Annotated in this window: 7 protein-coding genes; 4 read left to right on the top strand and 3 right to left on the bottom strand. The window is 74.8% G+C overall.

Annotated elements, in window-relative coordinates:
* Positions 1 to 69: 69 nt before the first annotated feature.
* From ABWI04_RS39125 to cofD, 3 genes are all read right to left on the bottom strand, one after another.
* Entirely contained in the window at positions 70 to 2,634 is a 2,565-nt protein-coding gene (locus ABWI04_RS39125) for a bifunctional FO biosynthesis protein CofGH (RefSeq protein ID WP_353835541.1), read from the bottom strand.
* Positions 2,635 to 2,780: 146 nt separating this feature from the next.
* On the bottom strand, positions 2,781 to 4,112 hold the full coding sequence (locus tag ABWI04_RS39120) for a coenzyme F420-0:L-glutamate ligase (RefSeq protein ID WP_345177715.1): 1,332 nt from the start codon (positions 4,110 to 4,112) through the stop codon (positions 2,781 to 2,783).
* A complete protein-coding gene (cofD, locus tag ABWI04_RS39115; protein ID WP_345177717.1) occupies positions 4,109 to 5,062 on the bottom strand; it encodes a 2-phospho-L-lactate transferase in 954 nt (317 codons plus the stop codon). The genes ABWI04_RS39120 and cofD overlap by 4 nt, the downstream gene beginning before the upstream one ends.
* Before the next feature lie 117 nt (positions 5,063 to 5,179).
* On the opposite strand from cofD, the gene ABWI04_RS39110 reads away from it, so the two are divergent.
* The 4 genes from ABWI04_RS39110 to ABWI04_RS39095 all read left to right on the top strand — a co-directional run bounded on the left by ABWI04_RS39110 (position 5,180) and on the right by ABWI04_RS39095 (position 11,541).
* Positions 5,180 to 6,130, top strand: coding sequence for a hypothetical protein (locus ABWI04_RS39110; protein ID WP_345177720.1), 951 nt, complete (start codon positions 5,180 to 5,182; stop codon positions 6,128 to 6,130).
* 222 nt (positions 6,131 to 6,352) lie between these two features.
* On the top strand, positions 6,353 to 6,616 hold the full coding sequence (locus ABWI04_RS39105; RefSeq protein WP_021594342.1) for a WhiB family transcriptional regulator: 264 nt from the start codon (positions 6,353 to 6,355) through the stop codon (positions 6,614 to 6,616).
* Positions 6,617 to 6,796: 180 nt separating this feature from the next.
* Positions 6,797 to 10,099: a glycosyltransferase family 2 protein gene (locus ABWI04_RS39100; RefSeq protein WP_345177722.1), complete on the top strand. Its 3,303-nt coding sequence runs from the start codon at positions 6,797 to 6,799 to the stop codon at positions 10,097 to 10,099.
* Entirely contained in the window at positions 10,099 to 11,541 is a 1,443-nt protein-coding gene (locus tag ABWI04_RS39095) for a DUF5719 family protein (protein ID WP_353835540.1), read from the top strand. The genes ABWI04_RS39100 and ABWI04_RS39095 overlap by 1 nt, the downstream gene beginning before the upstream one ends.
* The last annotated feature ends 103 nt before the right edge of the window (positions 11,542 to 11,644 follow it).

Genomic DNA, 11,644 nt, shown 5'->3' with positions numbered 1-11,644 from the left:
CTCGACGAAGTTCCACGGGCCGTGGCAGATCGAAGCGACCGGCTTGCCCGACTGGACGAACGGCGACGCTCACACGGGCCGGGACACCGGCGTCAGGGTGAGGGCCTGCCGTCCGAAATGCCCGATGCCGTCCGTGCGGCGGGACGCCTCCAGGCGCTCGGCGGGAACGTCCCCGTACAGGGTGGTGCGCTGCCGGGCGGGGCGGCCCGCGCGCGCCGCGATCGCCTCCAGCTCGCTGATGGGCTTGAACGATCCGTTCTCCGAGCCGGCCATCCGGCTGATGGTCTCCTCCATGAGGGTCCCGCCGAGGTCGTTCACCCCTCCCTGGAGGACGCGCGTGCACAGTTCGTCCCCGAGCTTCACCCAGGACGTCTGGATGTTGGGGATCGCGCCGTGCAGCAGGATGCGCGCCAGGGCGTGGACGGCGACGTTCTCCCGCGCGGTCGGCCCCGGCCGCGCCAGCCCCGCGAGGTAGATGGGCGAGTTGTGGTGGACGAACGGAAGCAGCACGAACTCGCTGAACCCGCCCGTCCGCTCCTGGAGGGACCGCAGCAGCTTGATGTGCGCGACCCAGTGCGCGGGGGTGTCCACGTGCCCGTACATCATGGTGGACGTCGTCGGGATGCCGATCTCGTGCGCGGTCGTGACGACCTCGACCCACTGGTCCGTGGGGAGCTTCCCCTTGGTCAGCACCCACCGGACGTCGTCGTCGAGGATCTCGGCGGCCGTCCCGGGCAGCGAGTCGACGCCCGCCTCCTTCGCGGCCTCCAGCCACTCCCGGATCGACAGGTCCGTCCGGGACGCGCCGTTCACGACCTCCATCGGGCTGTAGGAGTGCAGGTGGATGCCGGGCGCGCGGCGCTTCACCTCGCGGGCGAGGTCGAAGTACGCGGTCCCGGGCAGGTCCGGGTGGATGCCGCCCTGCATGCAGACCTCGGTGGCGCCCGCCTCCCACGCCTCGTCCACGCGGTCCCCGACCTGCTCCAGGGACAGCGTGTAGGCGTCGGCGTCCGTGCGGCGCTGCGCGAACGCGCAGAACCGGCAGCCGGTGTAGCAGACGTTGGTGAAGTTGATGTTCCGGGTGACGACGTAGGTGACCTCGTCGCCGACGGCGTCGCGCCGCAGGCCGTCCGCCAGCGCGGCGAGCGCGTCCAGTTCGGGGCCCTCGGCGTGCAGGAGGGCCAGCGCCTCGTCGTCGGACAGGCCGGCGGGGTCGCGTTCCGCGCGCGCCAAAGCGGTCTTGACGTCCGCGTCGAACCGCTGGGGCGCGGCCATGCGGTCGCGCAGGGCGTCCCAGTCGCCGTACACCTCGTCGAAGTCGTCGCGCCGGTCCGCGGTGCGGCCCGTCGTGTCGATCTCGGTGTGCAGGTCGGTCCGGCCGAACGCCGCGAACCCGCCGTCGGGCTCCTGCCAGGGACGCCCCTCGGGGACGGCGCCCTCCCGCGCCAGCCCCGTCGCGGGGTCGGCGAGCGCGGCGACGTGCGCGGTGAGGCGCGGGTCCAGCCAGGGCTCGCCGCGCCGCACGTACTCGGGGTAGATCGTGAGCCGCTCGCGCAGCTCGAAGCCCGCCCCGGCGGTCCTGGCGGCCAGCTCGTCGATCTGCGGCCACGGCCGCTCCGGGTTCACGTGGTCGGGCGTCAGCGGCGACACCCCGCCCCAGTCGTCGATCCCGGCGCGCAGCATCAGCGCGTACTGCTCGGCGACCAGGTTCGGCGGCGCCTGCACACGCGCCTTCGGGCCGAGGACGAGGCGCGTCACCGCGATCGTCGCGGCGAGCTCCTCCAGTTCGGCGTCCGGAGTGTCGCGCATCCTGGTGTCGGGCTTGGCGCGGAAGTTCTGGACGATCACCTCCTGGATCGCCCCGTACTCGCGCATCGTCCGCCGGATCTCGAAGATCGCGTCCGCGCGCTCCTCGACCGTCTCGCCGATCCCGATGAGGATGCCGGTCGTGAACGGCACGTTCGTGCGGCCCGCGTCCTCCAGCACCCGCAGCCGGACGGCCGGGTCCTTGTCCGGCGACCCGAAGTGGGGGCCGCCGCGCTCGCTGAACAGCCGCGTCGCGGTCGTCTCCAGCATCATCCCCATGGACGGCGCGACCGGCTTGAGCCGCTGGAAGTCGCGCCAGGTCAGCACCCCGGGGTTCAGGTGCGGCAGCAGACCGGTCTCCTCCAGCACCCGGATCGCCATCGCGCGTACATACGAGAGCGTGTCGTCGTAGCCGTGCGCGTCCAGCCACTCGCGGGCCGGGCGCCACCGGTCCTCGGGACGGTCCCCGAGCGTGAACAGGGCCTCCTTGCAGCCCATCTCCGCTCCGCGCCGCGCGATCTCCAGCACCTCGTCGGGGCTGAGGTAGGGCGAGTCGAGCCGGTGGGGGACGGTCGCGAACGTGCAGTACCCGCAGCGGTCCCGGCAGAGCCGGGTCAGCGGGATGAAGACCTTGCGGCTGTAGGTGATGACGCCGGGACGGCCCGCGGCCTCCAGGCCGGCGTCCCGGGTGCGCGCCGCGTGGGCGAGCAGGTCGTCGAGCCGCGCACCCCGCGCCTGCAGCAGTGTGGCGGCCTCGGATCGGTCCAGTGTCTTGCCGTCGCGCGCGCGGGCCAGGGCCCGGCGAAGAGCGGAGCTCGTGGCGTCCATGCGGGCACTCTATGCCAATCGTCATATTCCGCGCCGCGCCGGGGTCCGAAAGAACGGACAAAAGGAATGGCCCCGGCCGTAGAAGCCGGGGCCCGCCCGGATCTATTCCCGCGCGTTCACTCTGTTCCGCTTACCTGACGTTCCCCTCATCTGACCTCGATGAAGGCGTCCGGGGCGCGCGGCGGCCGCTCGCGCGGGGGCGCGGCCGCGTGGCCCACCCCGACGGCGCCCATCGGGTCCCATTCGTCCGGCAGGTCGAGGACGTCGCGCACCACGTCGCGGCAGAACATCGTGCTCGACACCCAGCACGAGCCGAGCCCCTCCACGGCCAGCGCGACCAGCAGGTTCTCCACGCCGGCCCCGGCCGCCACCACGAACATCTCGCGCTCGGCGCGCGACCGCCGCTCGTCCGGATAGTCGTGCGACCCGTCCATGACCAGGCACGGGACGACGAGGTAGGGGGCCCGGCGCAGCACCTCGCCGCGCCGCAGCCGCTTGGCGACCGACGCGTCGGAGAAGCCGTCGCGGCGCAGGTCGGCCTCCCACGCGTCGCGCATCGCGTCCAGCAGCCGCGTCCGCGACTCCGCCGACTCCAGCAGGACGAACCGCCACGGCGTGGTGTGGTGCGGGGCCGGCGCGGTGATCGCGGCCCCGACCGCCCGCCGCACCGCCGCCGGGTCCACCGGCTCGGCGGTGAACTCGCGGATCGTGCGCCGCGCGCCCAGCACGTCCGCCGATCCGAACCGGAACATGTCCTCCTCCGGCGGGCGCACCAGCGCCCGCGCGCCCGGCCCGTCCTCCGGGGTGACCAGGCCGGAGAGCCCGCGCACGACCGCGATCGGCACGCCCTCCAGCTTGCCCTTGACCAGCTCGCCGGCCGCCGCGATCTCGTCGGCGACCGCCGTGATCGTGGCCTCCAGGCGGTTGCCGTAGGCGTCGTCGCGCCCGCGCAGGTCGCTGAGCGGGGCCAGGCCGGCGACGCCGATCGCCGCGTCCGTCAGGCCGTTGCGCCAGGGCCGGCCGAGCGTGTCCGACACGATCACGGCCACGTCGGCGCCGGTCCGCTCCCGCACCCCGGCGCGGAGGCGCCGGGCCGAGGCGTCCGGGTCCTCGGGCAGCAGCAGCACCGTGCCGGGCCGGGTGTTGGAGGCGTCGACCCCGGCCGCGGCCAGCACCAGCCCCTGCCGCGTCTCCACGATCCGGGTCTCCCCGCGCGCGTGCGTCCGCCGCGCCACCACCCGCACGGTCTCGGCGTCGATGGCCTTCTCCCGGTCGGCGGCGACCAGGACCCGCCCCTCCGCCTTGCTGACGATCTTGGAGGTGACGACGAGCACGTCGCCGTCCTCGACCGTCCCGTCCGGGATCAGCGCGGCGATGTCGGCCCCCTCGGCGACCTCCGGCATCCCCGGCACGCCGAAGACCTCGATGCTCTGCGCGGGGACGGTTTCCCGGCCCGCTCCGCCCGGCTCCGCGCTCATTCGGCGACCCCCGCCCGCTTCAGCTCCACCGCCAGGTCCAGGGCCGCCCGCGCGATCGCGGCGGTCGACTCGGCGTCGCGCATCAGCAGCGGCCGGGAGCGCACGTCGATGCCCTCCACCCGCACGTCCGCGTCGGCCTCGTCCACGAGCCAGCCGTCCAGCAGCCCGAGGCCGTAGTGCTCGGCGACCGCGCGCGCCGACGTCTCCACCCCGATCGCGGTCAGGCACGCGTCGGCCATCCCGCGCACGGGGGCCCCGCCGACGATGGGCGACACGCCCACCACGGTCTTGGCCGCGACCGCGTCCCGGATGCCGGGGACCGCCAGGATCGTCCCGATGCTCACCACCGGATTGGACGGCGGGAACAGCACCACGTCGGCCGCCTCGATCGCCGCCAGCACGCCCGGCGCCGGCGCGGACTCCGCGGCGCCCACCGCGGCGATCGACAGCGCCGGGACCGAGGCGCGCATCCGCACCCACCACTCCTGGAAGTGGATCGCGCGCCGCCCCTGCTCGTCCTCGACCACCACGTGCGTCTCGACCTGGTCGTCGGTCATCGGCAGCAGCCGCACCCCCGGGCGCCACCGGTCGCACAGCGCCTCGGTCACCGCGGACAGCCGGTAGCCGGCCGCCAGCATCTGCGTCCGGACGATGTGCGTCGCGAAATCGCGGTCGCCGAGCCCGAACCAGCCCGGCCCCACCCCGTAGGCGGCCAGTTCCTCCTTGACGGTGAAGGTCTCCTCCGCCCGTCCCCAGCCCTGCTCCTCGTTGATGCCGCCGCCGAGCGTGTACATCACGGTGTCCAGGTCGGGGCAGACCCGCAGCCCGAACAGGGAGATGTCGTCCCCGGTGTTGCCGATGACGGTGATCTCCGCCTCCGGGGCGGCCGCCAGGAGCCCGCGCAGGAAACGGGCGCCGCCGATCCCGCCCGCCAACGCCACGATCTTCATGACCTCAACCCTACGGTGATCCCCGAGGAGAGCAGAGGGGTCGCCGCTCCGGGCGACACTATGCAAAGCTTTGCGTGCTATCGGAGAACACCCGGCCCCGAGTCTGGAGATGCCACCGTGAACAAGGAAGCCGTCCAGCGCCTGCGCGAACCGGCCGCCTGGGTCCTGCTCGCCGCGGCGGGCGTCCACCTTCTCGCGGGCATCATCTCGCTTCTCGGCGGCGACGGCAGCTTCACGCTGCGCGCCCTCGGCCAGACCAACGACGGGACCTTCCTGCAGGTCGCGATGGTCGGCCTCGTCGTCCTGGCGATCATGCTGACGACCTGGGGCGCGACCCCGACCCCGCAGGCCCGGACGATCACCATGGGCGCGCTCGGCGTCCTCGGCGGCATCGGGCTGTTCGGCGTGATCTCGTGGCTGAGCGGGATGCTCGCCGACTCGGACTACGCGGGCGCGGTGACCAAGCTCACGACCTTCCTGGTCGGCGCCGGCGACCTGGCCGTGGTCGGCGTCGGCGGCTGGTTCGCCTTCACGGTCTTCAAGGGGATGCAGCCGCCCCGTCCGCAGCCGCAGATGCAGCAGCAGGGCGGCTACCCCGACTTCGGCTACCAGCAGGGCCAGCCGGGCCAGCAGCAGTACGGGCAGCAGCCCGGCCAGCCCGCCCAGCCCGGCTACGACCAGCAGTACGGCCAGCAGCAGTACCAGCAGTACCAGCAGTACGGCGAAGGGCAGCCGCAGCAGCCCGCCCAGGGGTACGGCCAGCAGCAGTACGGACAGCAGCAGTACGGCCAGCCCGGCCAGCAGGGCCAGCCCGGCTACGAGCAGCAGTACGGCCAGCCGCAGGAGTACCAGCAGTACGGGCAGCAGGGCGGCTACCAGGGCGGCCAGCAGGGCGGCCAGCAGGGCCAGCCGCCCGCCGAGGAGGAGGACATGGGCGAGTGGACCCGTGCCTACGGCGGCGGCGGAGGCTCCGGCCAGGACCCGCAGGGCACGCAGCCCGCGCCGCCCGCGGGCGACCAGGAGGGCGGCGACTGGTACCGGGACAACCGCCCCCCGCCCCCGCAGTGAGGCCGCCGTCCCGGCGGTGACCGCCCGATTAACTGATCTTCATCCAAAGGTCGGCATTCACATCCCGGCAAAACCCGCTATGTCGCCCGGGAATGTCTTCCGGCTTGACGGGGCCACTGCTACACGCGTGTAATTTCGTCGGTGTAGTTTCAATGCCGTCTCGGGGGAAGGAACTCGTGGGAGGGCATTGACCAGGGGGTTCCACGGGCAGGGAGGTGCGCTGTGAGCGAGGTGGTCATCCCGCTGGCGCACGGCACAGACGGCGAAGAGTTGGGCTGGCAGGAGCGCGCCCTGTGCGCGCAGACGGACCCGGAGGCTTTTTTTCCGGAGAAGGGCGGCTCCACTCGCGAGGCCAAGAAGGTGTGCCGGGCATGCGAGGTGCGTACGGAGTGCCTTGAGTACGCGCTGCAGCACGACGAGCGGTTCGGCATCTGGGGAGGGCTCTCCGAGCGGGAACGCCGGAAGCTGAAGCGGCAGGCCGTCTGACTCGCGGGCCGCGTCCCGGATCGGTGGATCCGGAGCGTGCCCGGCGCGGCCACGCGTACAGTTATCAGCCGTGTCGGCCCCAGGGCCGGCACGGCTGCTGTCCGTCCGGGACCGCGTGCACGCCGCGCACGGCCCGTCCGACCGGCACCGACACCGTCCGTCCCACAGATCGAGCGACCCTTGGCCCCCACCCTCGATCGCCATGTCGTCACCGCAGTCCTCGTCGCGCACGACGGCGCGCGGTGGCTGCCGGAGGCGCTGAAGGCGCTGCTCACGCAGTCGCGCCCCGTGCAGCGCCTCGTGACCGTCGACACCGGGAGCGCCGACCGCGGCCCCGCCGTCCTCGCGGAGGTCGTCGGCGAGGACGCGGTCCTCACGCTGCCCCGCACCACCGGCTACGGCGAGGCCGTCGCCGAGGCGCTGCGGCAGGACGCCGCGTCCGCGCCCGTCCCGGAGGACGAGTCCGCCCCCGCCCACCACGCCGACCAGGCCCAGGGGCCGCCCAAGCCCCGCACCGAATGGATCTGGCTGCTGCACGACGACTGCGCGCCCGACCGCGACGCGCTCGACCGGCTGCTGCGGACGGCCGACGCCGACCCCAACGTGGCGGTCCTCGGCCCCAAGGTCCGCGACTGGGACGACCGGCGCGTCCTGCGCGAGCTCGGCGTCACCGTCGACGCCGCCGGGCGCCGCCACACCGGCCTCGACCGGCGCGAGTTCGACCAGGGCCAGCACGACGGCGTCCGCGACGTCCTGTCGGTCGGCAGCGCCGGGATGCTGGTCCGCCGCGACGTGTGGGAGAAGCTGGGCGGCTTCGACGTCGAGTACGGCATCTTCCGCGACGACCTCGACTTCTGCTGGCGGGTCCACGCCGCCGGGCACCGGGTCGTCACCGCGAGCGACGCCGTCGTCTACCACGCCGAGGCGTCCCGGCGCGGGCTCCGCGAGATCGGCATGACCGCCGAGCACCCCGCCCGCCGCGACCGCCGCAACGCGCTGCTCACGCTGCTCGCCAACCAGCCGCTCGGGGCGATGGCGCGGGCCCTCGTCCGCAACGTGTGGGCGTCGCTCGCGCACGCCCTCGTCCTGGTGGCGACCAAACGGCCGGGCATGGCCCGCGAGGAGCTGCGCGCGCTCGGCGACGTGCTGCGCTCGCCCGGACGGCTCCGGCGGGCGCGGGCCGCTCGCGCCGAGGGCCGCACGCGCGCGCGGCGCAGCGTCCGGCGGTTCCGGACCCGCTGGGTCGTGCTGCGCCGGGCCGGCGAGGCGGTCTCGGAGTACTTCGCCGTCCACGAGCGCGAACGCGAGGACCGGGACGACGACCTCACGGCCGACGAGCCCGGCCCGATCCGCCGGTTCCTCGCCCGTCCCGGCGTGCTGCTCCTGCTCGGCCTGACCGCCGTCGCGGTCGCGGCCGAACGCTCCCTGCCGACGGCCGCCGGACGGCTCGGCGGCGGCGCGCTCGTCCCCGCGTGGGGCGGTGCGAGCGACCTGTGGGCGCAGTACCTGTCCGGCTGGCATCCGGTGGGGCTCGGCACCGACGCGGGCAGCCCCCCTTACGTCGGGGTTCTGGCCGTGCTGTCCACCGCGGCGTTCGGCAAGCCATGGCTCGCGGTGTCGGTCCTGCTGCTCGGCAGCGTCCCGCTGGCCGGGCTCGCCGCCTACCGCGCGTCGCGGCTGCTGGTGGTGGAGGCGCCGCGGACGGGGCGGCGCGCCCGCGCGACCGGCCGCCGCGTCCCGGTGTCGGCCGTCCGCGCCTGGTTCGCCGCCGTCTACGCGCTGCTCCCCGCCGCGACCGGCGCCGTCGCGGGCGGGCGGATCGGGACCTGCGTCGTCCTCGTCCTCCTGCCGCTGATCGCCGTGCACGCGGCCCGCTTCTACGGCTTCCCCCGGTCGCAGGCCGCCGGGATGGACGCCCGGACGCGCCGCAAGCGCGCGGGCCGGGCCGCCTGGACGGTCGCGCTGCTCCTCACCGTCGCGATGTCCTTCGTGCCGCTGGTCTGGCCGATCGCCCTGCTGGCCGCCGGGATGGTGCGGGCGCTGCTGGACCGGCCGGGGCGCCAGGGCCTGCGCGGCCTGGCCATCGCGCTCGGCGTGCCGCCGCTGCTGACGCTGCCGTGGACCGCCGGCCTGCTGCTCCACCCGTCCCGCTTCCTGACGGAGGCGGGGCTGCACCGGCGGTTCGCCCCCGCCGCCCCGGCCGACCTGCTGGCGCTCGACCCGGGCGGGCCGGGCACGCCCGCGCGGTGGGCGCTCGCCGGGCTGCTCGCGGTCGCCGTGTGCGCGCTGCCGCTCCGCGGCCGCCGGGGCCACGTCCTCGCCGGCTGGCTGCTGGCCGTCTTCGGGCTGCTCGTCGCGGTGCTGACCAGCGCCGCCACCGTCACCAAGGGGGCGGACGAGGCGCCGGTGTGGCCGGGTCTGGCGCTGCTGTTCGCGGGCGCCGGGGTACTGCTCGCCGCGACCGCCGCCGTCCAGCGCGCCACCGAGGTCCTCGCAGGAAGCCACCTGATCTACAAGGCCGGCGGGGCGGCCGTGCTGGTCGCCGCGCTCACTGCCCCCGTCCTCGCGGCCGCGTTCTGGGTGGCCGGCGGCGCGGCCGGCCCGCTCGGGAGAGTCGACCCCGACACGGTTCCCCAGTTCGTCCAGGGGACGGGTGGCGTCCGGACGCTCGTCCTGCATCAGGAGCCGACCGGACGGGTCTCCTACACGGTGCTCAGGGGCGCGCGGCCCCGTCTGGGCGAAGCGGAGGTCACCGTCAAGGGCCGGGCCCATGACCGCATGGACGACCTCGTCGCCGGTCTGGCCGCCGGCCGCGAGGGCGACGACGGGCCCGCGCTGACGCGGATGGGCGTCCAGTACCTGCTGGTGCCGCACCCCGCGAAGGACCCGCTCACCAAGGTCCTGGACGCGTCGCCAGAACTGACGCGCCTCAGCCGCACGGGCACGTTCGCGGTGTGGCGGCTCCAGGCGACGTCCGCCCGGATGATGCTCCTGCAAGGCTCGACCGTCACGCCCCTGCCCGCCGGACGCGTCGACGCGCGCGTTCAGATCCCGCCTGGCACAGGCCCGCGCACGCTCCTCCTGGCCGAGCCCGCCGACGGCGGGTGGCGGGCCGCTCTCAACGGCCGCGACGTCAAGGCGCGAACGGTGGACGGCTGGGCGCAGGGATACGACATCCCCACCGCAGGAGGCGAGTTCGACCTGACCCGGTCGATGACGACGCGGCACATCTGGGTCGCCGTCCAGGGGATCGCCGTCCTGCTCGTGGCCGTCCTGGCGCTGCCGGGCGCGCAGACCGACACGCTGACGCCCGCCGGGGAGCGGGAGCGCCGCCGTCGTGGACGGCGCGGACGGCGCCGCGCGCCCAGAGCCCGCGCCCAGCGCGCACTGCCGCCCGCCGAGCCCGCGGAGCCCGCGAAGCCGCCGGAGCCTCCCCAGGCGCCGGAGCCGGTGGAGGAGCCCAGCACGGAGGAGGTGTCCTGATGGACAAGGTCCTGCGCCTCCTCGGCATGCGCTACGCCATCGCCGCCCTCATGCTCGTCGCCGTCGCCGCCCTCTACGGCGCCGCGACGTTCTCCCGTCCGGGCGAGGCGTCCGAGAAGGGCCGCGAGACGCCCGTCACGCACGCCCTGGCGGTCTGCCCCGGACACGAGGGCGGCCGCCTCGCCGTCCAGACCCTCGCCCGGAAGAGCGGCGGAGGACGCGTCGACCTGACGCCGACGAAGGGCGGAACCCCGCTCGGGTCCGTGACGTCGCCCGGCCAGGGCTGGAGCAAGGACACCGAGCCGGGCGGCGACTCCTCCACCCTGCGCGCCACGGGGCCCATCGCCGGCGGGCTGGAGGCGGAGCAGACCGCCTACGAGGACGGCGGCGACGACCGCGGCCTCGCCGCGACACGCTGCGCCGCTCCCGGCACCGACCTGTGGTTCCTGGGCCCCGGGCCGGTCGCCGCCGACGAACTCGACCTCTACCTGACCAACGTCGACGCGCAGCCCGCGTCCGTCGACGTCTCCGCCCTGTCCGGCGAGGGCCCCCTCGACACCACCGAGGGGCGCGGCACGCCCGTCGAGCCCTACACCACCCGCGTCGTGAGGATCGGCGGGTCGCCCGAAGGCCTCGGCGACATCGTGAAGACCGCCGCCGACCTCGCCCTGCGCGTGCGCACCACCAGCGGCCGCGTCGCCGCGTCCCTGCGCGTCCGGATCGGGAAGAAGAAGGGCGTCGAGTGGCTGCCGCGGTCGGCCCCGCCCGCCGCCTCCGCCCTCGTCCCCGGCGTGCCGGGCGGCTCCGGCGGGCGCCGCCTGCTGGTCGCGGTCCCCGGCGAGGCCGACGCCCGGATCAGGGTCCAGGTGATCACCTCGGCCGGGGCGTTCGCCCCGCAGGGCCAGGACGTCCTGGACGCCCCCGGCAAGACCGTGACCTCCGTCCCCCTCGACGGCGCCCTGTCCGGCAGGGCCGCCGCCGTCCGGCTCGTCGCCGACCGCCCGATCCTGGCGGGCTTCGCCGCCGACCGGGGCGCCGACGTCGCCTACGGCGCCGCCACACCGCCGCTCAGCGCGTCGTCGCCCGGCGTCGTCGCCGACAACCGCTTCGACGCGTCCCTGTCCCTGACCGCCCCGTCCGGCGCGGCGAGCGTCCAGGTCACGACCCTGAACGCGCAGGGCGCCGGCTCCCCCCGGCAGGTCGAGATCCCCGCCGGACGGACCGTGGAGACCGAGCTCACCGCGCCCGGCGGCGGAGCGGACGCCTCCTTCGGCGTGGTGATCACGCCGAGGCCCGGCTCCGCGCCCGTCTACGCGTCCCGCATGCTCGCCACCGGCAAGGGCGGCGACCACCTGTTCACCGTGCTGCCGATCGTCCCGGCGCCCACGACCCTGCGCCTCCCGGCCACCGCCGACTCCCAGACGGCCCTGACCCCGAACTGATCCCGGATCTAGGCCGTGTTTCGAAGTAGGTGGAGCCATTCGTTGATGGCGGTGATCTCGAGGGTTGCCTGGTAGCGGACGGAGAGCTTGTCGTATCTGGTGG

This window comes from Actinomadura sp. NPDC000929 (assembly GCF_040492065.1).
Classification (GTDB): Bacteria; Actinomycetota; Actinomycetes; order Streptosporangiales; family Streptosporangiaceae; genus Spirillospora; species Spirillospora verrucosospora.
This window is presented reverse-complemented; position numbering and strand designations above follow the sequence as displayed.

Coding starts and splice junctions, on each gene's coding strand:
- ABWI04_RS39125 (WP_353835541.1), bottom strand. CDS start 2,634: ATGGACGCCACGAGCTCCGCTCTTCGCCGGGCCCTGGCCCGCGCGCGC.
- ABWI04_RS39120 (WP_345177715.1), bottom strand. CDS start 4,112: ATGAGCGCGGAGCCGGGCGGAGCGGGCCGGGAAACCGTCCCCGCGCAG.
- cofD (WP_345177717.1), bottom strand. CDS start 5,062: ATGAAGATCGTGGCGTTGGCGGGCGGGATCGGCGGCGCCCGTTTCCTG.
- ABWI04_RS39095 (WP_353835540.1), top strand. CDS start 10,099: ATGGACAAGGTCCTGCGCCTCCTCGGCATGCGCTACGCCATCGCCGCC.